This is a genomic window from Flavonifractor porci (genome assembly GCF_037572415.1).
Taxonomy (GTDB): Bacteria; Bacillota; Clostridia; order Oscillospirales; family Oscillospiraceae; genus Flavonifractor; species Flavonifractor porci.
Genome location: NZ_JBBHLB010000006.1, coordinates 186,453 through 205,896 on the forward strand (window position 1 = coordinate 186,453; position 19,444 = coordinate 205,896).

Annotated in this window: 20 protein-coding genes, 5 tRNA genes and 1 rRNA gene; 10 read left to right on the top strand and 16 right to left on the bottom strand. The window is 54.2% G+C overall.

Features of this window, described 5'->3' with window-relative positions; genetic code table 11:
* The first annotated feature begins 26 nt into the window (after nucleotides 1–26).
* Nucleotides 27–1,388, top strand: a complete 1,362-nt coding sequence (locus WHJ28_RS07655) for a hypothetical protein (protein WP_340041267.1) — start codon at nucleotides 27–29, stop codon at nucleotides 1,386–1,388.
* A 267-nt stretch (nucleotides 1,389–1,655) separates the two neighbouring features.
* Here the strand turns inward: WHJ28_RS07655 and WHJ28_RS07660 are convergent, their stop codons facing one another.
* The gene (locus WHJ28_RS07660; protein WP_340041269.1) at nucleotides 1,656–1,889 is read right to left on the bottom strand and encodes a helix-turn-helix domain-containing protein; all 234 of its coding nucleotides are present in this window, start codon (nucleotides 1,887–1,889) and stop codon (nucleotides 1,656–1,658) included.
* 178 nt (nucleotides 1,890–2,067) lie between these two features.
* Here WHJ28_RS07660 and WHJ28_RS07665 point away from each other — a divergent pair, with 178 nt between their 5' ends.
* The 6 genes from WHJ28_RS07665 to WHJ28_RS07690 all read left to right on the top strand — a co-directional run bounded on the left by WHJ28_RS07665 (nucleotide 2,068) and on the right by WHJ28_RS07690 (nucleotide 9,320).
* Nucleotides 2,068–3,414, top strand: a complete 1,347-nt coding sequence (locus tag WHJ28_RS07665) for an S-layer homology domain-containing protein (protein ID WP_340041271.1) — start codon at nucleotides 2,068–2,070, stop codon at nucleotides 3,412–3,414.
* A gap of 33 nt (nucleotides 3,415–3,447) precedes the next feature.
* Nucleotides 3,448–4,758, top strand: a complete 1,311-nt coding sequence (locus WHJ28_RS07670) for an S-layer homology domain-containing protein (RefSeq protein ID WP_340041273.1) — start codon at nucleotides 3,448–3,450, stop codon at nucleotides 4,756–4,758.
* Between the two features lie 681 nt (nucleotides 4,759–5,439).
* Nucleotides 5,440–6,327, top strand: coding sequence for a hypothetical protein (locus WHJ28_RS07675; RefSeq protein WP_340041275.1), 888 nt, complete (start codon nucleotides 5,440–5,442; stop codon nucleotides 6,325–6,327).
* 278 nt (nucleotides 6,328–6,605) lie between these two features.
* On the top strand, nucleotides 6,606–6,968 hold the full coding sequence (locus tag WHJ28_RS07680; RefSeq protein ID WP_340041277.1) for a hypothetical protein: 363 nt from the start codon (nucleotides 6,606–6,608) through the stop codon (nucleotides 6,966–6,968).
* Nucleotides 6,969–7,612: 644 nt separating this feature from the next.
* Complete coding sequence (locus tag WHJ28_RS07685) at nucleotides 7,613–7,798, top strand: helix-turn-helix domain-containing protein (RefSeq protein ID WP_340041279.1); 186 nt, start codon at nucleotides 7,613–7,615, stop codon at nucleotides 7,796–7,798.
* 97 nt (nucleotides 7,799–7,895) lie between these two features.
* On the top strand, nucleotides 7,896–9,320 hold the full coding sequence (locus WHJ28_RS07690; protein ID WP_340041311.1) for a site-specific integrase: 1,425 nt from the start codon (nucleotides 7,896–7,898) through the stop codon (nucleotides 9,318–9,320).
* Nucleotides 9,321–10,012: 692 nt separating this feature from the next.
* Here the strand turns inward: WHJ28_RS07690 and WHJ28_RS07695 are convergent.
* Nucleotides 10,013–10,240: a hypothetical protein gene (locus WHJ28_RS07695; RefSeq protein ID WP_087337378.1), complete on the bottom strand. Its 228-nt coding sequence runs from the start codon at nucleotides 10,238–10,240 to the stop codon at nucleotides 10,013–10,015.
* A 314-nt stretch (nucleotides 10,241–10,554) separates the two neighbouring features.
* Between WHJ28_RS07695 and WHJ28_RS07700 the strand changes: the two genes are divergently transcribed.
* Nucleotides 10,555–10,824, top strand: a complete 270-nt coding sequence (locus WHJ28_RS07700; RefSeq protein WP_204882229.1) for a hypothetical protein — start codon at nucleotides 10,555–10,557, stop codon at nucleotides 10,822–10,824.
* Between the two features lie 1,812 nt (nucleotides 10,825–12,636).
* Here WHJ28_RS07700 and WHJ28_RS07705 read toward each other — a convergent pair.
* The 8 genes from WHJ28_RS07705 to WHJ28_RS07740 all read right to left on the bottom strand — a co-directional run bounded on the left by WHJ28_RS07705 (nucleotide 12,637) and on the right by WHJ28_RS07740 (nucleotide 16,453).
* Nucleotides 12,637–12,891, bottom strand: coding sequence for a cysteine-rich KTR domain-containing protein (locus WHJ28_RS07705; protein ID WP_340041283.1), 255 nt, complete (start codon nucleotides 12,889–12,891; stop codon nucleotides 12,637–12,639).
* 135 nt (nucleotides 12,892–13,026) lie between these two features.
* Nucleotides 13,027–13,806 carry a rolling circle replication-associated protein gene (locus WHJ28_RS07710; RefSeq protein WP_340041285.1) on the bottom strand — a complete coding sequence of 260 codons (780 nt, stop codon included), beginning with the start codon at nucleotides 13,804–13,806 and terminating at the stop codon, nucleotides 13,027–13,029.
* Nucleotides 13,807–14,061: 255 nt separating this feature from the next.
* A complete protein-coding gene (locus WHJ28_RS07715) occupies nucleotides 14,062–14,448 on the bottom strand; it encodes a hypothetical protein (protein WP_340041287.1) in 387 nt (128 codons plus the stop codon).
* A gap of 15 nt (nucleotides 14,449–14,463) precedes the next feature.
* Nucleotides 14,464–14,949, bottom strand: coding sequence for a hypothetical protein (locus WHJ28_RS07720; RefSeq protein ID WP_340041289.1), 486 nt, complete (start codon nucleotides 14,947–14,949; stop codon nucleotides 14,464–14,466).
* Nucleotides 14,950–15,039: 90 nt separating this feature from the next.
* Entirely contained in the window at nucleotides 15,040–15,306 is a 267-nt protein-coding gene (locus WHJ28_RS07725; RefSeq protein ID WP_340041291.1) for a hypothetical protein, read from the bottom strand.
* Nucleotides 15,296–15,589, bottom strand: coding sequence for a hypothetical protein (locus tag WHJ28_RS07730; protein WP_340041293.1), 294 nt, complete (start codon nucleotides 15,587–15,589; stop codon nucleotides 15,296–15,298). Before WHJ28_RS07730 ends, WHJ28_RS07725 begins: the two co-directional genes overlap by 11 nt.
* A 336-nt stretch (nucleotides 15,590–15,925) precedes the next feature.
* Nucleotides 15,926–16,180, bottom strand: coding sequence for a hypothetical protein (locus WHJ28_RS07735; protein ID WP_340041295.1), 255 nt, complete (start codon nucleotides 16,178–16,180; stop codon nucleotides 15,926–15,928).
* Between the two features lie 36 nt (nucleotides 16,181–16,216).
* Entirely contained in the window at nucleotides 16,217–16,453 is a 237-nt protein-coding gene (locus WHJ28_RS07740; protein ID WP_204884564.1) for a helix-turn-helix domain-containing protein, read from the bottom strand.
* Nucleotides 16,454–16,620: 167 nt separating this feature from the next.
* On the opposite strand from WHJ28_RS07740, the gene WHJ28_RS07745 reads away from it, so the two are divergent.
* Nucleotides 16,621–17,346 (top strand): helix-turn-helix domain-containing protein, encoded by a 726-nt coding sequence (locus WHJ28_RS07745; RefSeq protein ID WP_340041300.1) that lies wholly within the window; start codon nucleotides 16,621–16,623, stop codon nucleotides 17,344–17,346.
* A 124-nt stretch (nucleotides 17,347–17,470) separates the two neighbouring features.
* The gene (locus tag WHJ28_RS07750; RefSeq protein ID WP_340041302.1) at nucleotides 17,471–18,679 is read left to right on the top strand and encodes a tyrosine-type recombinase/integrase; all 1,209 of its coding nucleotides are present in this window, start codon (nucleotides 17,471–17,473) and stop codon (nucleotides 18,677–18,679) included.
* Between the two features lie 116 nt (nucleotides 18,680–18,795).
* On the opposite strand, the gene WHJ28_RS07755 is transcribed toward WHJ28_RS07750, so the two are convergent.
* The 6 genes from WHJ28_RS07755 to rrf all read right to left on the bottom strand — a co-directional run bounded on the left by WHJ28_RS07755 (nucleotide 18,796) and on the right by rrf (nucleotide 19,444).
* A tRNA-Thr gene (locus WHJ28_RS07755) sits at nucleotides 18,796–18,871 on the bottom strand.
* 4 nt (nucleotides 18,872–18,875) lie between these two features.
* A tRNA-Asp gene (locus WHJ28_RS07760) sits at nucleotides 18,876–18,952 on the bottom strand.
* Between the two features lie 40 nt (nucleotides 18,953–18,992).
* Nucleotides 18,993–19,068, bottom strand: a tRNA-Trp gene (locus WHJ28_RS07765).
* Between the two features lie 3 nt (nucleotides 19,069–19,071).
* Nucleotides 19,072–19,148: transfer RNA gene (locus tag WHJ28_RS07770), tRNA-Ile, on the bottom strand.
* A gap of 64 nt (nucleotides 19,149–19,212) precedes the next feature.
* Nucleotides 19,213–19,288, bottom strand: a tRNA-Asn gene (locus WHJ28_RS07775).
* A 41-nt stretch (nucleotides 19,289–19,329) separates the two neighbouring features.
* Nucleotides 19,330–19,444: ribosomal RNA gene (gene rrf / locus WHJ28_RS07780) — 5S ribosomal RNA — on the bottom strand.

Below are 19,444 nucleotides of genomic sequence, written 5' to 3' on the forward strand. Positions count from 1 at the left end.
CCCGCTGTCAAGAAAGGAGCCCTGTCATGAGATCCACTCCCCCTGTGCCTCCCCATTCGCCCTATACCACCTGCTTTTCGGGCAATGCCCGGGAAAATCGGGAGCGGCTGCACAATATCTTCACCGGCGGGCGCAAACGCCCCGGCAAGTGGTTATACCCGCTCTCCGTCCTGGTCATGCTCCTCTGCTGTTTCTGCCTGGTGTCTTGTCAGCTGGTGCCCGCCATTACAGAGCAGGAAGAAGACGAGAGCGTATCTTCCACCGCGCCCTCTCCCGCCGCCTCCGTCCCGGCCCAGGGATTGGCCGTCGACCTGAATCACAACGGCATCCCAGAGGAGATCCGCCCGGAGGTATCCGGCGTCCCGGCAGCGCTGACGTTCTGGGAAGATGGGCAGCTCATCGCACGGGCGGACCCCGGCGTTTACCTGTGTACGCTGGATGGTAGGGACTACCTCCTGCGCTGCTATTCTGAGGTCTCCGGGGGCAGCTGCTTTTACAACTACACACTGAATGATGTGACCATCGAATCGGATGACTATGAACAATATGGCTGGCTCCGCTTTGATCTGGCCTTCAATGCCCCCTTCCACCAGGACTACGACCCCGAGGCCATCGCCGCCTATACGGAGGACCTCAACGCGCTGCTGGCCCACAGCGTCCAGCTCTCCCTGGCGGATGAGAAAGTCGTGACCCGGCAGGCCGAACCGGAGACCTTGGACTGGTTGGACGCCTTTCCGGATGTCTTTGTCCGGGACCCGGAGAAAACCCTATTGGAAAACCTGGAGGCCTACCGGGAGACCATGATGGAAACCTATCCTGCCATGTCCCCTCAGGCACAGGTGGATACCCTGCCTCTGGCGGAGCCTCTGGAACTGATCTATGCAAGCGGAGCCGGGGCCTGGGGCTCCTGGCTGGAACTGAACCCGGACGGCACCTTTACCGGAGATTACGGCAACACAGACGGAAACGTCCGGTATGTATGCCAGTTCCACGGCTCCTTTACCGACATCCGTCCCCTCACCGACGCCTCCTGGCTGCTGACCCTGGGGGAATTGACGCTGGACACCCCATATCCCCTGGGGAGCGAATGGAACCAGGAAGGGATGCGCATGATCTCCAGCCCACCCCACGGCTTTGACGATCAGGACGGGGAAGCCCTCAAGCCGGGAGCCCAGTTTATCTTCTACTCGCCCCAGGCTCAGGGACACGCACCCTGGACCGAGCTGTACGGGGCCTCCGACTTCCTGAGCTGGTGGTTTGACCGGCACGCCTTTATCAATGCATCACACACTCTGGGCTGCTACGGACTTTACAATCTGGATGCTGGGATCGGGTACTTTTCCCGCGTGTCCGGAGATGATGCAATGGCAATTTTGACCCAAAACTAAAAATATGAAATAATATAAATAAAGAAGTACTTAATCCATCATACAGATATCTCTCCATGTTAGTAAGGCAGTGATTTTGCATTGGCGGCATATTTTACGCTACTTGATTTCCTGCTCCAGCCCACGAAATAACTCCGAATGGAAGAACTCCTCATGCGGAGATATGGCAGCTACAGCGCGGTACGCCAAGAGAAAAGATGTACGGGTTCTGTGGAATAAATAAGTTTTTTCTCCATACCCCGCTCAATAGAACTGGTATCGGAAATCTCAGTTCTCGTCCTCCAATAGCTTTGATGGTGTAACATCCAGCTCCCGGGCAATTTTGAACAGCGTCTCCAAGCTGATCCCACACACAATACCGGGGGCCTCCACCTGGCCCAGAAAGGCTGCGGATATATCCACCCGCTCCGCCAACTGAGCCTGCGTAAGCCCCGCCATTTTCCGATAATATGCAATTTTAAGCCCCAGCCGCCGATAGCGCTGGGGAAACTCCGTTTCCATATAATCACTTCCATATTTGTTAATTAAATGATATCATAATTTTAACAACATATAAATTGTCTTTAACATAATGATTATTAGTTTAAAACTATAATTAAGTTGATTCATTATAAAGGCGATGGTATAATCGCAGCACAGAGAATACTCCCCATAAATATTATCAGAAAAGAGGCGACCTATGAATCGAAAGCTCTCCCTTATGCTGTCTGCAACCCTGATCGCCAGCACCCTGATCCTTCCTACCAGTGCAGTCGGCAAGCGTTTTAGCGATGTTCCCGACAACCACTGGGCCTCTGAGTCTATTAGCTACGCTGTCGATAAGGGGTACTTCTCCGGCACCAGCCCTACCACCTTCGCTCCTGATGGGACCATGACCCGGGCCATGCTCTGGACGGTGCTTTCCCGGATAGATGATGCGCCTGCCACGGTGGCACCCGGGCAGCCTTGGTATCAGAGCGGCCGCAACTGGGCAATGGCAAATGGTATCAGCGACGGCACCAATCCCGATGGAAATATCACCCGAGAGCAGTTTTCCACAATGCTTCGTAATTTCGCCAAGCACACCGGCGCTGCCACCAATGTGGATGTCTCCGTTCTCGATAAGTTCGTTGACCGTGGCTCCATCGCCTCCTATGCGGTGGACTCCATGGCCTGGGCCGTGACACATGGCATTGTGTCGGGAACTGGTGGGAATACCATCTCCCCTACTGGGCTGGCTACCCGTTCTCAGGCAGCAGCCATGCTGATGCGATTTGACCAGATGGGTGAAAGCAAGCCCTCTGAGCCCAGCAAGCCCATTGAGGTCAACTACAAGACCACCTTTGCTGCCATCAATGTCCCTCCTTACCCCGGCGATACGATTGAGGTTGGTGACGCGGCTTATGTCACTATCGCCTCCAATCCTTACGGGGCCAATGTAAAGGCGGGTGTGACCTACACTGTGACCAGTTCTGATGCCTCTGTGGCCACTGTAAGCGAAACGCAGCTCAACCCTGATGAGGTCAGTTTCCGAGTGTCCGGCCTGAAGGCGGGCAAGGTCACCCTTACTGCTGTTGGCTCTGACGGGTTCAAGGGGACCACGACTATCACCGTTAAGGGCGGTACTGAGCAGGAGAAGCCAGCCGTAGATACCGGAATGTACTCAGAGCTCAAAGCTGAGGTTGTGCGGCTCATTAACCAAGAGCGCACCAGGGTTGGACTTAACCCCCTGTTTGTAAGTGATAAAGTTATGCAGGCCGCTCAGATTCGAGCAAACGAGTGCGCGACATGGCAGTATTCGCACACAAGACCTAATGGGACTTCTTATAACACAGTATTCCAGGATGTGGGCCTTGCCTCCGGCGGAGGAGAAATTCTGAACGCTGGGTTTATGGATGTTCGTGTTGAAGTCGACGAATGGATTGCTTCTCCTGGCCATTACAAAACTATGACCAAGGAAAACTATAATTACATTGGTGTCGGCGTCGCACGCGGTTCGGATGGCTACCTTTATTACTGCACAATCTTCTGCCCTATTGGCGAATAACAGGCTAAATTTTAGAGAAAAGGGTAAACGTTTATGAAAAAATACCTTTCCGGCGTATTGGCACTGGCCCTATGCGCAGGGCTTCTAGTCCCGGCCTCTGCCGCCGGGCAGACCTTTACCGACATTTCTGCAAGCCATTGGGCCTCTGAGGCGATTGACTACGCTGTGGACAAGGGTTACTTCTCCGGCACCAGCCCCACCACCTTCTCCCCTGAAGAGACCATGACCCGGGCCATGCTCTGGACGGTGCTTTCCCGGATAGATGATGCGCCTGCCACGGTGGCACCCGGGCAGCCTTGGTATCAGAGCGGCCGCAACTGGGCAATGGCAAATGGTATCAGCGACGGCACCAATCCCGATGGAAATATCACCCGAGAGCAGTTTTCCACAATGCTTCGTAATTTCGCCAAGCACACCGGCGCTGCCACCAATGTGGATGTCTCCGTTCTCGATAAGTTCGTTGACCGTGGCTCCATCGCCTCCTATGCGGTGGACTCCATGGCCTGGGCCGTGACACATGGCATTGTGTCGGGAACTGGTGGGAATACCATCTCCCCTACTGGGCTGGCTACCCGTTCTCAGGCAGCAGCCATGCTGATGCGATTTGACCAGATGGGTGAAAGCAAGCCCTCTGAGCCCAGCAAGCCCATTGAGGTCAACTACAAGACCACCTTTGCTGCCATCAATGTCCCTCCTTACCCCGGCGATACGATTGAGGTTGGTGACGCGGCTTATGTCACTATCGCCTCCAATCCTTACGGGGCCAATGTAAAGGCGGGTGTGACCTACACTGTGACCAGTTCTGATGCCTCTGTGGCCACTGTAAGCGAAACGCAGCTCAACCCTGATGAGGTCAGTTTCCGAGTGTCCGGCCTGAAGGCGGGCAAGGTCACCCTTACTGCTGTTGGCTCTGACGGGTTCAAGGGGACCGCTACTATCACTGTTAAGGGTGGTACGGAGCAGGGAAATCCGACCGTGGATATGGGCGAGTATGCAAAGCAAAAGGAAGAGATGATTCGGCTCACCAATGAGGAGCGAGCGCGCAATGGGCTTCCAACCTTGCAGGTAAGCGAGCGGCTCATGGAAGGCGCTCAAATCCGTGCTGATGAATGCGTAATTTCGTACAGTCACACCCGTCCAGGTGGAAAGCCCCCTATTGGCTCTGCTGAAATTATCAACGCATCCTCCTGGTTGGATGTAAGCGGCGAAATAAAAGAGTGGATTGAGTCTACTGGACATCATCAGATAATGCTTACCAGTCGGTTCAACTACATCGGGGTCGGGCTGGCCAAGGGCGCAAACGGGATGTTTTATTATGTTGAGTTGTTCAGTGTAAATCCTTGACGCACAACTCTGATTTGAAAATAAAACCGCAGGCTTATAGAGAAACGTTCTTCTATATGCTTGCGGTTTTTTATTCCATAAAACAGGTTTTCCAGGCAATGGTGATTGCGATTAATTGCCATTAACATTTTAAGTGAATTGGCAATTAGTGGTATAATATATTTATCCGCAAGAGCGATATGTGGAATTTGACTCCATTTTGTTTACATGGTATATTATAAATATAGACAAAGAAGTATTAAAATATATTACATTATCCGATTCACAGTCAGATCATAACCGTTAAGCGGTTTTGATGGGACTGTGATTGTTTTAGGCTGCTGGCTAACGTAAAGCGTTAGACTGTGGTCTTTTCTTTTTACTTTTTTGTCTGTTCTCCTTTTTGTTTGTGTATTGGCACCCGGTTCCTGCTGGCGCGCACCAGCGGGAACCGGACGCCACCCCCGCTTGAGGGTTATTTTCGAAGGCAACGCCGTGGAAAATAACCAGATAGCGGGGCGAAATTTTATGGAGGTGATTTAAAAAGTATTAAAAAGCTGCCAAATCAGTGCGCAAAATACCGGACTGCAACGGTGCGATCTCCAGATCGGAAATTGCTGCTTTTTGAACTTGGCTCCTTCGGGGCCTGGCTGTCCGCCGTCACAGGATAAGACGGCTCACAAGTGAGGAGGCGGCAATATTATGGCCAATATTAGACATCGGATGCAGTCAACTCTGCACACTCTCTACCGGCAGGGTCGCGGTCAAAAGAAAAAGGAGGATCCGGGCCACCGATTTATTCACAGCAAGATGACCCTCCAAACCTACCTTCGGGAGGTGGATCGCTTCTCTGACTGGCTCAAAGTGCAGGGCGTCAAAATGCGCTGCACGGAACAGGAGGCGGCCCGTCAGGTTCCGGCGTACCTTCAATCACTGATCCAAGCGGAGCGGTCGCCCAATACCGTGCACACGGCCGCTGCGGCCCCTAGCCTGCACAGGCGCAGTGACGCCGATGTCCTGTCGCCCCGATACCGGCGGCTGGTTGACTTTGCCCGGGTTGCTGGCCTGCGCCGGGACGAGTACGCCCAGCTCCGGGGACGAGACTTCATTCATATCGACGGGCAGGTCTATGTGCTGGTGGAGCAGGGCAAAGGCGGTAAAAGGCAATATCAGCTCATTGATCAAGAGGATGCGGCGGTTGTTGAGCGATGCTTCTCGGGAATTGGTCAGAACGAGAGCGCATTCTCGCCGTCGGAAACGAACAATAAAATCAACCTCCACCGCTTCCGGCGGGAGCACGCCCAGGAGATGTACCGTCGCTATTTGGAGCGGATGGCTGCCGATCCGGCCTATCGGGATGAGTTGCTGTGTCTCGTCAAAGAGGCGTTTCACAGGGCTGGCCAGGACTGGCGGCGCAACCCCGACATGCGGCGGCTGGCCCTGCCTTATGTCTGCCGGGGGTATGTGCGGCGGAGCCCGGGCAATGCCGGGCGCTCCGTGTCCTATGACCGGCTGGCGCTTATGGCTGTTTCCGTGCTCCACCTGGCCCATTGGAGGTGCGACGTTACGGTCAAAAATTATATGCAGTGAGACTTCAAGATTGCAAAACATCAAATAATACTTTTTTGATGTATAATCACTAAACAATCTCAAAATTCTTCATTATTTTAATTTATATTTCAACATTAGTTCTGACAACCAGAAAAAGCATTAGCAAGCAGTCTAAAAAGGAGCGGGCCTTGAGGAAGCAAATTTGACCAAAATAAAAATGGATGGTACAATATGTGTGAAGACGTATGTTGCATGACAACATACGTTTTTGCTTTATCGCTTTGGCCATTCGCTGTCAAAAATGGAGGTCATATTTTATGACGAAATACAAGGCATACCCTAATATAAGCCCGTACTTTACCAACTGTTCCCAATGCGAGACTGACAAAGAGTGGAGGTTTATCCAGATTGATATTTTCTTTTTACTGCATCCACGCGTTCTTGATCTTTCTTCGGCGGCGCTTCACCTGTATTTCTGTATGTGCCTCGAGGCCAAAGGCAAATATGATTTTGTTTTTACGGAGAGTCTCGCGCTTCAATATGGTTTTACACATTCCACCTACCACCGTGCTAAGGCAGAGTTAATTGACGCCGAGTTCATCCGGCTGGCCCGCTCGGGGCGGTGTCGCCGTGAACCCAATCACTATTCGTTTACGCTTCGGTGGCAAGGCATAGCTTAATTGGACGTGATATTAGAAAGGACCACAATATGGCACAAAAAAAAGCACATTATGAACTCCGCCCCTATTTGTCGGCTCCCCGCCAGCCATCCTGCTCTTATAAACCCAAGCCCTGTTTTGTGCAGATTGGCTACTCCTTTTTCCGAGATGAGCGCGTACAGGGCCTATCTCATAACGCTCTCCGCCTCTATGTATGTATGGGATTGGAGGCTCGAGGCGGCCAGGATTTTGTTTTCTCCAAAAAAACTGCACTCCGCTACGGTATCCCCTACACATCTTTTTTGAGAGCAAAGGCTGAGCTAATTAACGCCGGTTTCATTAGAACAGTCTGGTGCAATCATTATTCTGGTAAATGTAATCATTATTCGTTCTCGATAGCGTGGAAAGCTGTGTGCTCATAGAGCCAGTATCCCTTCGGGGCACTGGCTGGCGATATATAATATCTATGCCATCCTGACACACGTTATTTGCGTATGCGACACTCACTGGGTGTGTCAAATTGACACCTCATCGGCTTTGTCTGCCTCATCCCCCTTCAAAAAATATCAATCTGGCACATCTTTTCTCCCAACCTGATACACCTTATATATTCTCGTTAATTTTATTCCATAATATTTTATATCAGATTTGATCGGAGTGTAACTATGATTTATACCGACATCTCCCAGCTCCCGCTGGTTTTAACGATAGAAGATCTGATCTCAGTGCTGCATATTGGACGCAACAAAGCCTATGATCTGGTCAAAACCAAGCAAATTCAGTCCATCAAAGTTGGAAAACAGATCCGTATCCCCCGAGCCGCGCTGGAACGCTATCTATCCACGCTCTAATCTAACATTGACTCAGTCTTCCCCCCATGGTATACTCGGCGCATAAATGAATGGACACTCCGCTCAAGCAAAGGAAGGAGGTCTGTGCAGCTTGAGTATGATGCACAAAGGAGTGTTTACCTTGAAACCTCGCAAAAAAGGCCAGAAGTGGGAAATCTCTTACCGCTGTCCCGGCTTCTCCAAGCCCATCTATGAACGCTTTTCCACCTTTGAGGCGGCCAAACTGCGTATCGCTGAAATCGAGTATGAAAAGTCCATCGGGCAGCTTCGCCCTCCCAAGCTTCTCCCTAGTCCGGAAATGCAGCGTTCTAAAAAATTTTTGACTGTGGCAGAGCTGCTGGACGAATACGTCCAGCTCTATGGACTAAATCATTGGGGGGACTCCTATCTCTCATACGCCCGCCACCGCATCGAGCACTACATAAAACCATATCTAGGCAATGTCATCGTGCAGGATCTGACCACACATGACCTGGACATTTATTACGACGGGCTGCGTGATAAACCCGCAGTCATTCTAAAAGGCCATAAGAATGTCAACAAGACGATCTCTCCCCAGGTAATCGAAAAAATCCATACTCTCTTGCGCAGCGCTTTCAATCAGGCGATTATCTGGGGATACCTACAAATCAATCCGACTCAAAACGCTACCCTCCCGGAATATGAAAAGTCGGTCCGCGCTGTCTGGACTGCCGATGAGGCACAGCGGGCGGTAGATCTCTGTGACGACCCAATCCTCCGTCTGGCTCTGCTCCTGGCTTTGGGCTGCTCTATGCGAATCGGTGAAATCCTCGGACTGACCTGGGCGTGTGTCCACCTGTCTGAGGAGGATCGCAGCGCTGGCACCGCCTGTGTACTAATTGACAAAGAGTTGAAACGCTGTGACAAAAGCAGCCTTCAGGATCTGGAGCGGCGGGGCCGCTCTAAGGTTCGCTTCATCTTTCCCGAGGTCAAGCGAACGCAGCCCTGCAAAACCGTTCTGGTCCTGAAGGCACCCAAAACCGCCAGCAGCATCCGTAATGTCTATCTGCCGGAGACCGTTTCAACGGCCCTTCTGGAGATGCAGGCGCGGCAAGCAGAGGAAAAGGCCTTACTGGGAGACGCCTATACAGACTATGGCTTGGTCATCGCCCATGAGGACGGGCGGCCCTTTGAAGAACGGCAGATCGCTGATCTGCTGCGCAGCTTTATCGCCAAGAACAATCTTCCTCCTGTGGTATTCCATTCGCTGCGGCATTGCAGTGCTACAGTCAAGCTCCAAATCAGCGGCGGGAACATCAAGGCGGTTCAGGGAGATACCGGCCACGCCCAGGCACGAATGGTCACCGACCTCTACGCCCACACAGACAATGAGGCTAGAAGAAAACTGGCTCAAAAAGTCGAACTGGACTTTTTTCAAAAGTCTGCTCAAACGAAAAAAGCAGCAGCTGATGACGTACAACGCGCCTATCAACTGCTGTTGGAAAACCCTGATATGGCAAAGCTAATCCTTGCCGTAATGGGACAGACAAATGCTTCATAAAAAGGTTTGTTGGAAATTCCAACAATCTGCTTGAATCTAACAAAAAAAACCCTCGAGCCTTTGAGACTCAAGGGTTTTCTTGGAGCTGCTAGCCAGATTTGAACTGGCGACCTCATCCTTACCAATTACTTTTTGCGCATTTTCCATTTTACCGGCCTTTTGTCCGCTATCGTCTCTTTCCCTTGTGGCGCAATACTTCCCCGGCTTTTCTGTTCTGTTCTTTTGTCTGCTTGCATTGGTGTTTCTGAACTTATTCGGGGTGTCCGTCTGGTTTTTGTCTGGGTTTCTATCTGCCACCCTGACCGCTGACCTCATCCCTATAGGCCAAAAAACCAGACATAAAGCCCCCCACTTGCTTTCGACTCCATTCTATGTTATCCTGACCTTGGCGCTGCCGGACAGCAGCGGTCAGCCCTCTTGACGGAGGGCAGCTTCTTTGCTCTCCGATCTTCGGAAAGGAGGGCTGCCCATGAGTACATCCGAAGTTCTTCAGCTTTGTTTGGTCATCATTGGTATTTGCAGCCTGTTTATTCAGGCAAAAAAGAAGTGACCGCCGGCACCCTGACAAGTACGGCGATCACATCAAGTAGTTTGTAAGGGCTGACCGATACGGCGACTCGGCAGCGCCTCTCTCTATATCCATTATAGGCCGCTGTAGCCACACTGTCAAGCCCCGGGCGCTGTGCCTGGGGTTATTTTGTGCCCTCAGCAGGCCCACCAGTGACCGCACAAGCGACACTGTCCCGCTCCATCGCCTCAGCTATGGCCCGGTTGATAAAGCCGTTCACGCTCTCGCCGTGGGCCTCTGCATGGGCCTGAACCGCTGCCCTTTGCTGTGTAGTCATTCTGATTTCAACCCGTGCAAAGCCCTCCATATATGCCTTCTGGGCACGCTTCTGCGCATCGGTTTTCCCTGCCATGCTTTCCTCCTTTCTGGGGCCGGTAAAATATCGGCACCTCCTCCATTATGTCTAAATTATACCACACAATTCAATCTACCGGTAGATATATATTGCACAAATCTACCGGTAGATATTTGTACGGTATGCCGCTTGTTATCTACCGGTAGATATGCTATAATTCATAATGTCAAGAGGAACAGGTCAAGTCAAGGTGGATCCCAAGAACACAAGGTTAGACCGGGACGGGATACGGGAGATTGAGACGCACTGAGCAGAACGCTATGCCGTAAGGCCCCCCGGCACTTGACCCCAGTTAACAGGAGGTTTGCAGTATGAGCAGCTACGAACTTGAAAGCAGGATCCGGGAGCTGCGCCAGCTCCAGAGCCTTATTGAGGAGGCCCAGGCCGAGGCGGAGGCGATCAAGGATACGATCAAGGCCCACATGGGCGACGCCCAGGAGCTACGGGCCGGGGAATATAAGGTCACCTGGAAGCCGGTAACCTCCTCCCGGCTGGATAGCAAGGCCCTGAAGGCAGCCGCCCCCGAGCTGGTAGAGCGATTCACCAAAACTGTCACCAGCCGCCGTTTTTGCGTGGCATAAAGACTCATTCCCCAGCAGAATAGCGAGCGGGTATCCTACCTCAGAAGGATGCCCGCTCGTTGTTGTTATGTGTCCAAGTCGGACACATTGCCAAATCGGCAAGCGTCTGCCGATTTGATTTCCTTATGCTCCGATCCCGCCGCCAAAAACGACAACGCTGTCGTTTTTCAGATTAGTGTGTACCGTGCTGCTGCTACCTCAAATCCGCCAACGTTGACGGATTTGCCCGTAGTACAGATGGATTCAAAAGGCAATCAAGAACTTTCCCAGATCAGCCCCCATCCATCAGTTACCACAGTTTCCGCAAGCATCGCATTTGGCCAGCCAAACGCCCTTTTAGGGGGCTCCCCTAATACCCCGTAAGCCTGGTTGCACCCCCATAATCGGTGATGTGGCCTGTGCTGCGCCCCGCTGCTATTCTCTCATACGGGCGGGTATCCCAGGCTACAGACCTGGGCAGAACGAAAAGCGGAATACTTCCCCAAATCCGCAAGCGATTTCGTATTTGAATAGGCCTACAGAGCCACACCCAGACCGGGGATATTCCCTACCGGCTACGCACCAGGGCCTCAGCAGGCCAGCTGGGGCGGGCTGCACCCCATATAAAGGCCCTCCGGCACGAGCGGGTATCCCATGGGCTGCCGCCCCGCAGGAGGGGCCAGGAGCGCCACCAGGCACTCGCTGGGAGCAGGCATACCCAGGATAGGCCGGGGGTCTCTAGTTACATAGCATGACCTCAGCAGGCCAGCTGGGGCCATGCTGCACCCCACGTAAAGACCCTCCAGTACAAGCGGTATCCCAAGGGGCTGCCACCCCGCAGGAGGGGCCTGGAGCGCCGCCAGGCACTCGCCGGGCACCGCCAGGAGCGGCGGCATACCCCGGGATAGACCGGTGGCCACCGGCTACGTACCAGGGCCTCAGCAGGCCAGCAGGAGCCAGGCTACGCCCCACGTAAAGGCCCTCCAGTACAAGCGGGTATCCCAAGGGGCTGCCGCCCCACAGGAGGGGCCTGGAGCGCCGCCAGGCACCCACCAGACACCGCCCGGGAGCGGGCATACCCAGGTAGGCTAGAGGCCTCCGTCGGCTGCATATCAGGGCCTCAGTAGGCCAGCGGGGCCGGGCTGCACCTTACTCAACACGGGCAGGTATCCCAGAGCCTACCACCCCACAGGAAGGGCCAGGAGCGCCACCAGGCACTCACTGGGCACCGCTGGGGAGCAGGGCTTACCCCAAGCATAAGCCGGAGGTCACCGGCTGCGTAACCAGTCTCGGCTGCTGCGCGCGCACACGTACGAGCAATTCGGGATTGTCTCGAACCCACCCGATTAGGCCGTTCTTTGGGCCGTGCTGTTTTTTTGCTGGGGGGGTGGGGAAACAGTTTTTTGCATGGGGAAAAATTCCTGCATGGAGGGTGGCCCACGGTCTTACCCACAAGGCCGTAAATTTTTTGGGGGCTGGGGTACCTCTGGCCGAAGGCCCGCACGCACCCGCACCCGCCCACGTGTGCGCCCAAGCCTCCCGGTGGTTTGCCCTCAAATCGCCCCTGCAAAAGTACACTTTTTCCCCGGCTTTATGACTGTTTTGGCCTCAACTCCCATTGGGGAGAATTTCTCACACCAGAGGGGCCACACGGTCTTGCACCCCCGCCCCCTGAAACTTTTTCGGGCCGGGGGGTGGGTGGGCCGTAGGCCCCGCACCCATGCGCCCCTGCCCGCACACGGGCACCCGTACGCCTGTACGTAGCCAACCGGCAAGATCACCCCGCAAAAAATCACCGTTTTCCCCGTGAAATTCCCCGCTCCTTGGCCAGGATCAGCAGCACGCCCGGGCTGCGCTTCCGTGCAAGGGCTCCTCCCTGGCCTCTTCCCACACCCTGGGCAAGCCGCTGCCGCCCCGTCCAATCTCCACCACGGTCTCATGTTTGCAAGTCCGACAGAACAGCACCAGCCCCTGCGCCCTGGTGGCTTCTGTCAATTTCAGCAGCTTTCCCCGCCGACATACCGGGCACATGACCCATGTTCCGCCCATGGTTGTTTTACAAACCAGCTCTGCCGCTGTCCCACTCATGCTATCATCTCCTGGTTCAAATTTTTACGCCCGCCGCCGCCCGGGCGTGTATATGCCTGTTCCTGTCTCAGCATAGCGCACCCGGAACGCCGATACAAGGGGCTATCCCATGATTCTCTAGGGCCTGTTCTAAAGTTATATATACTTACAAGTAAGATATTGAGAGGCCCTCCCAGCCTGCTCTATGGCCGTTTCCGGGCCACTGTGCTGCCGTCTCCAGGAGGGAACACGGTACTTGATATAGCTGTAGCTCCCATACTCTGTAGCCCTCTCCTCCCGCTCCAGGACAAAGCATCCAGGAGGGACGGCCAGGGCCGTATCATCCGGTACAAAGCAGCTCTCCACCACCGGCTGCTCCAGGTTGCGGCTTCTTGTCCACATCTGAGCGCCAACCGGGCGGCCCTCCACACTCTCCTTGGTCATATACCGGGCCAAGGTGTCATAGTCCCTGTCTCGCACGTATACAAGGTCTATCATATCGCCGTAGGGCCACAGGCTGCGTATCGTCTCACTATCCCGCTCGGTGGCGTTAATCACCAGGTGGTGGTGGAGGCGGGCAGCTCCGTGCTTCTGCTCTGTGGTATAGACGTATTTCAGCACCTGCCCCCGGGCCTTGCGGTACTCTCGCAGCTGTTTTAGGAACTTCCGCACATTCTTTACAGCCTCCGCCCTTTTGGTCGTAAGATCCGCGTCCCGATATGTAAGCGTAAGAAAGAGATCCTTTCCCTCAAAGTTGGCCGCCAGCAGCATTTCCAGTCTTGCCCGTGCCGTCTTGTCGTTCATGGCCTTCTGTGCGGCGGTGGTCATGCGGGACTTTTCGGCCCTGGCCCGCTCACTGTCCCGTGGCTCGGGAGCGGTATATAAGATTGTCTTGACGATGCAACCCGCTGTAATGGTCTTTTTCCGCTTTGCCATATCGCCGCACCTCTTATCCCGTTTTAGGTATAAAGAAAGAGCCAGAGCATGGCCCCATGGGCGGGATCATCTCCCGCCCGGTCACCGTTGGCTCTGGCTCAGGCGCTGCCCGGAAGGCTCCGGGACGGGCTCAGGCGCTGGCACACTATGCGCTTGCCATCAGTGAGGGCACCGGGACACACCCGGCTCTATATCCTGCACTGGCCTCTAAGGGCTCTGGCAAATGTTGTTTTCCCTCTGTACGATCCCGCTCGGTTACACGCCAAGGGCAGCGCACAGTCTATATAAGTCTCCCCGTGAAAGCTGGTTTAGGCCATCCGCAAACAGCTGCGCACACACCTCGTCCAGCTCAAAGGGAAGCGGATCAGCGTCGGGGTGCTCCGGCTTTACCTCATCCAGAACCACAGTTCTGTACGCCTCTGCACCTCGAAGCACCCCAAGGAAATAGAACCCCCGGAGCAGGAGCAGCCGCTTTGCCCGCTTGTCGGCCACCTGGGTATTTACCTGGGCAAGGGCCTTTGCTACCCGCTTGCCCTCCTCCTCAAATTCGGATAAAATCCCGCCCTCCGCATATGGGGTATATTCGCTCAGGTACTTCAGTTCCTCATTTTCCAGCAAAATTGTTTCCAGATTTACATTCATGCTCTTTCCGCCTTTCTATGTATGATGGATTCCCCTGGAGGACACCCACAGGCGGGCGCAGGGCAGCGGGGAATGTCCTGCCTGGAGGGGCTGGCGCAGCAGCTCCGACGCCAACGCCTGCCCCTGCTGAGACAGATCCAGCGGGCCTACATACACCGGGCCATATGGCCACGGATGCCCCAGCATATCGGCGGACTCCCTGCCCCTGTTGAGTATGACACGGTGCACAAGGCTCCCCGCCTGCTCCGTTCCCAGCAGATAAACATACTTGGCAGCCATGCCCTGGGCCCTTCTGATCGTCGATATGCTGCCTATCCATTGCCTTACCTGCTGACGTGCCAGCTCACGCGAGCGGGGCCGGGGGCCTGCCTGATAGGTCAGCGTAACCAGCAGATCCCTGCCGGTAAAGTTGGCCGCCAGAGTGCGGGCCAGCCGATCCCGTGAAAGCAGCAGGTTTCTCATCCGCTGCCGTTCCCCAGACTTCGTGCCCCTCTGCTCCATGTGCGTGTCCTCCATTTCTGATAGGCCAGGGCGGAGCGCATACGGCACCACACCCTGGCCTCAGTTCCATAGTCAGTTGATTTCCTTACTCTACGCACTTTCTGATAATGACCATTTCTCCATGAGCGATTGGATTACCTCATACGGAGGGAGTTTTTCCCCCTCCGGGGTGTTCGTCTTTAAGTCTGCACGAAAGCCAGGGTGCCGAATCAAAAGGCTCATAAATAAGTACAGCTCTGCTTTTCCTGCATCATCCAGCCAGGAAAGCCACCACTCAAACTCCTGTTCTCGCCTTTTTGTGTCCCAATCCATACTTGACACACTTCTCTCGCAGGTGGTGTCACGCTCAAGACTCATTCCGTCCGCCTCCCTTCCTGCCGGTCTCCCGGCCCTGGGGGCTAAGGCTCTCCAGCATGAGCCGGACACCCAGCCGGAAACCGTTCACAAACCCCTGGGATTCATGCTCACTGGCCACGGCCATGCACAGCTCCTCCAGATCTTCCCCGCTACCCTCTTTGGCCGCCCGGCTAAAGGCGTCATACCGCTCATCGGCGGCGGGCAGGTGTATGTACTCCTTTTCGATGTCCGTTACAAACCCGGCGCATACCAGGCGCAAGGTCTCGATTACCTCAAAATTCAATTTGACAATCTCCCTCTGCCTCTGTACAATAGAGGCGTGAAATACTTGCTTGAACGCTTTGTTTCACCTGCCGTTGGGGTGTTGCTACCACCTCAGCGGCTTTCTTTTTGCCCAAAATCCGCCCGCTCGAGCGGGTTTGCCCTGTCTTATGCGGCCCTCTGGACCGCCTTCTATGGCAGCTTGTCCCTCCCAGACGGGCCAGGAGCAGGGGAACACCGGACAGGAGCACCCCCACCAGCAGGGCAACCAGCCCACCCGGGCGCTCTGTCAAGCCGTCCGCACAGACCGCCAGACCCAGAACCAGGCAGAAGGAGATACCCTCCAGTGCCGATTCCCTCATGCCCTTGCCTTCTTTCGGCCTGCGGCCCTGATATCGGTCACCTTGTCGGGCAGCTGGGCCGGTTCCGGCTCCTCTGTCGTGGCCCCAAGACTGCGCAGGAGTGCGGGAACGTTGATGTAATAGACCCGGCCGCTCTTGACGTGGGGCACCGTGCCGTCCCAGCAGCCCCGGCGCAGATAGTACATGGATAACCCCGTGGTCTTGCACGCCTGCTCAATGGTCTGGAAGGGCGTCTGCTTTTGTGCTGACATGGTTCATTCTCCTTTCCTGTGTCCAAGTTGGACACGTTATTCTGCTTCATCACCGCCACTTTTGCCTTCATGCTGGCTGCCATAGCTTACAACTGCATCAGGAGACATGGAAAGCACCTGGCAGATCCGTAGCAGTTCATTTGCATCAAGTTTTCTCTTTTTCAGCAGCACGGCCCCCAATTTCATGGGAGTCAGCCCCGCTCGACGGGCAATTTCTGCTTGAATTAGCGCCCTTTCCTTCACGATTGACGCTAAGTTGTCCCGTATATCCATGCTATAGTCACCCCCTTTAATCATTATATCGCTACGCCCAAATAATAGCAGCATTTATATCGCTTGTCAATCATAAAATCAATATTTTCACTATCGCATAAATTCATTATCAATTATATTGATTTTTGATATATCCTTTGGTATAATGCAATACAGGGAGGGATGGTATGGAATTGGAGCAAATCGCAGCTGCGATACGAAATGCCAGAGTCCAGGCCGGATTTACGCAAAAGGAAGTTGCCGAAGCCCTGGATAAAGGTCAGACCACAGTTGCATCATGGGAAACCGGCAGATCGCAGCCGGACGCAACTACAATCATTGCATTATCCAATCTTTTTCATGTATCAAGCGACTATTTGTTAGGAATAAGTTCTTTTAAAGATGTAAACAGCGAATCTCTAATTCGCTCTATGTTGGGAGATGCGTCTAGTGAGTTGCCTCAATGGAGCAAAGATAAACTATCTCAGTTTTCATCTGATATGCTCAAATTTTATAATACTCTGAAAGAACTAGACATTGAATTACTCCCCTTATCTATGGATGCACTTATTTCAATTTTGCACATTTTACAAGAATTAGTAGATAGTTATTCAAAGCATAGAAAGATATATGAGATATACCACGCATCCAAGGGGCTGATATCTCACTTTGATATACTATCTCCTAAGCTCCAACAAACTCTATTGGAGGTAGATGGGTTTAGCGATTTGCTGGATAATTTGTCTGACTTTTCCGCGCTTGCACAATCCTCTTACCCTCATGAGTTTGCCAATGAGGCCATTGCAATAATTGACCGGGCACAAGGTGCACTCTCAGGTTTTGCGCTATTCCTAGCTGGGGAGTTTATGCCGGATAATGATACCCCGGATGATTCCAGCCAGAGCACATCATAAAAATAAAGGCCCGCTCGGAGGGGGCAACCTCCAAGCGGGCGGTGCGCACAGTCCCACACCTTCAAATATAGGCCCTGTATGCCTTCTCATTGTACCACACGGGGCCGGGAAAGGAAATGATTTTATGCCTTCCACCCGGAAAATGACCAACAAGGCCGGGGATTCCTTCTATGAGATCCGGGTCAGCCGTGGCCGGAGCGCAGCTCCTCTGTCCATGCGGTGGTATCCACCCGCAGGCTGGGGCCAGCGGGCCATAGACCGGGAACTCTCCAAGGTTGCCGCCGACTTTGAGCGCCGTTGCCAGGCCGGGGAGATTATCAGCCGGTCAGAGCGGCACGAGCGGGAAACTGAGGCCCGGCGGGCCGCCGCCAGGATCCAGACCCTGAAGCAGTACAGCGAGGACGTTTTCATGCCCGCCAAGACCATTTCCATCTCAGAGAACAGCCGAAGCAGCTTCCAGGGGATGCTTGACAAGTGGATCTATCCCGCCCTGGGGGAGCTAAAGCTACCGGACATTACCCCCGCCAATATTACCGCTCTACTGCTGTCCATGCAGGCCCAGGGCAAGGCCCACGCAACAGTGGTGAAGTGCTATACCATCCTGAACAGCCTGTTCAAAATGGCCTTTCTGGCTGACACCATCCCCAAGAATCCCATGCACAAGGTGGAGCGCCCCAAGCCCAGGAAGGACGAAGCCCGGCACGATGAGGTAGAGGCCTACACTGTGGAGGAGGTGCGCCATATCCTGTCCTGTCTGGACAAGGAGCCGCTCAAATGGCGGGTGCTGGTGCGGTTGCTCATTGACACAGGTATACGCCGCGGCGAGTGCTGCGGCCTCCAGTGGAAGGACATAGACTTCCAGGACAACACCGTCACGATCTGCGGCAACCTCTGTTATACCCCACAGAATGGGGTATACCTGGACACCCCCAAGAACGGGCGGAGCCGTACCGTTGATGTGGATCCAGATATCATGGCCCTGCTGCGGACCCTCCGCTCGGAGCAGGCCGCCCAGGCCATCAGTGCCTATGTCTTTACCCAGGACGGCAGCCCGGAGCCTATGCACCCTCAAAGCCCTACACGCTACCTGAAGAAGTTCGCCAAACGCTACAACGTCCCAGATCTCCACCCCCACAAGCTGCGCCACACCTTTGCCAGTATCGCCATTACGAGCGGGGCGGACGTGGCCAGCGTGTCTGAGAAGCTGGGCCACAGTGACAAGGCGGTCACGCTGCGGATGTACACCCACGCCGATCAGGAAAGTATGAAGCGGGCAAGCCAGATTTTCCGGGACGCCCTCAAACAGGACACGAAAAAAGCCGGGCAGGGTTGACCTGTCCGGCTCCGTTTTTTGCCCCCGTCTGGGTTTTTGTCTGGTTTTTTCCTGCGCTCAATCCGCTGGAAGAAAAAGCAAAAACCCGCTATCCCTTGCGGGACAACGGGTTTCTCTGGAGCTGCTATCCGGATTTGAACCGGAGACCTCATCCTTACCAAGGATGCGCTCTACCGACTGAGCTATAGCAGCATAATGGCGACGCGGAAGGGACTTGAACCCTCGACCTCCGGCGTGACAGGCCGGCGTTCTAACCAACTGAACTACCGCGCCATTTGGTTTCTATATTCACAGCAAAAGCTGAATATTTATTTGGCAGGGGCAGAAGGATTCGAACCCTCGGCACTCGGTTTTGGAGACCGATGCTCTACCAGCTGAGCTATACCCCTAAATGGTGGGCCTTCACGGGCTCGAACCGTGGACCGGCCGGTTATGAGCCGGCTGCTCTAACCAACTGAGCTAAAGGCCCATACCGATCCAACTGTCTTAAAAAGAGGCTCGCCGTCACATTTGTGGCGGCGAGCCACATTGTCTGGCTCCCCCTGTTGGACTCGAACCAACGACCCTGCGGTTAACAGCCGCATGCTCTACCGACTGAGCTAAGGAGGAATGTAAAAGGGTCTGGTCTGGTCAGACCAGACCCTTCTTTGTGTTGGCGTTACCTATCTTCCCGGTCCGTCTCCAGACAAGTATTTTCGGCGCAGGTGAGCTTAACTTCCGTGTTCGGGATGGGAACGGGTGGACCCTCACCGCAATCAACACCAA

What these genes read in the sequence shown, in the direction of transcription:
- WHJ28_RS07660 (WP_340041269.1), bottom strand. Translation starts at nt 1,889, where the DNA reads ATGGAAACGGAGTTTCCCCAGCGCTATCGGCGGCTGGGGCTTAAAATT.
- WHJ28_RS07740 (WP_204884564.1), bottom strand. Translation starts at nt 16,453, where the DNA reads ATGGATATACGGGACAACTTAGCGTCAATCGTGAAGGAAAGGGCGCTA.
- WHJ28_RS07710 (WP_340041285.1), bottom strand. Translation starts at nt 13,806, where the DNA reads ATGGCAAAGCGGAAAAAGACCATTACAGCGGGTTGCATCGTCAAGACA.
- WHJ28_RS07725 (WP_340041291.1), bottom strand. Translation starts at nt 15,306, where the DNA reads ATGAGTCTTGAGCGTGACACCACCTGCGAGAGAAGTGTGTCAAGTATG.
- WHJ28_RS07700 (WP_204882229.1), top strand. Translation starts at nt 10,555, where the DNA reads ATGAGCAGCTACGAACTTGAAAGCAGGATCCGGGAGCTGCGCCAGCTC.
- WHJ28_RS07665 (WP_340041271.1), top strand. Translation starts at nt 2,068, where the DNA reads ATGAATCGAAAGCTCTCCCTTATGCTGTCTGCAACCCTGATCGCCAGC.
- WHJ28_RS07685 (WP_340041279.1), top strand. Translation starts at nt 7,613, where the DNA reads ATGATTTATACCGACATCTCCCAGCTCCCGCTGGTTTTAACGATAGAA.
- WHJ28_RS07750 (WP_340041302.1), top strand. Translation starts at nt 17,471, where the DNA reads ATGCCTTCCACCCGGAAAATGACCAACAAGGCCGGGGATTCCTTCTAT.
- WHJ28_RS07720 (WP_340041289.1), bottom strand. Translation starts at nt 14,949, where the DNA reads ATGGAGCAGAGGGGCACGAAGTCTGGGGAACGGCAGCGGATGAGAAAC.
- WHJ28_RS07745 (WP_340041300.1), top strand. Translation starts at nt 16,621, where the DNA reads ATGGAATTGGAGCAAATCGCAGCTGCGATACGAAATGCCAGAGTCCAG.
- WHJ28_RS07695 (WP_087337378.1), bottom strand. Translation starts at nt 10,240, where the DNA reads ATGGCAGGGAAAACCGATGCGCAGAAGCGTGCCCAGAAGGCATATATG.
- WHJ28_RS07690 (WP_340041311.1), top strand. Translation starts at nt 7,896, where the DNA reads ATGATGCACAAAGGAGTGTTTACCTTGAAACCTCGCAAAAAAGGCCAG.
- WHJ28_RS07655 (WP_340041267.1), top strand. Translation starts at nt 27, where the DNA reads ATGAGATCCACTCCCCCTGTGCCTCCCCATTCGCCCTATACCACCTGC.
- WHJ28_RS07670 (WP_340041273.1), top strand. Translation starts at nt 3,448, where the DNA reads ATGAAAAAATACCTTTCCGGCGTATTGGCACTGGCCCTATGCGCAGGG.
- WHJ28_RS07705 (WP_340041283.1), bottom strand. Translation starts at nt 12,891, where the DNA reads ATGAGTGGGACAGCGGCAGAGCTGGTTTGTAAAACAACCATGGGCGGA.
- WHJ28_RS07715 (WP_340041287.1), bottom strand. Translation starts at nt 14,448, where the DNA reads ATGAATGTAAATCTGGAAACAATTTTGCTGGAAAATGAGGAACTGAAG.
- WHJ28_RS07680 (WP_340041277.1), top strand. Translation starts at nt 6,606, where the DNA reads ATGACGAAATACAAGGCATACCCTAATATAAGCCCGTACTTTACCAAC.
- WHJ28_RS07675 (WP_340041275.1), top strand. Translation starts at nt 5,440, where the DNA reads ATGGCCAATATTAGACATCGGATGCAGTCAACTCTGCACACTCTCTAC.
- WHJ28_RS07735 (WP_340041295.1), bottom strand. Translation starts at nt 16,180, where the DNA reads ATGTCAGCACAAAAGCAGACGCCCTTCCAGACCATTGAGCAGGCGTGC.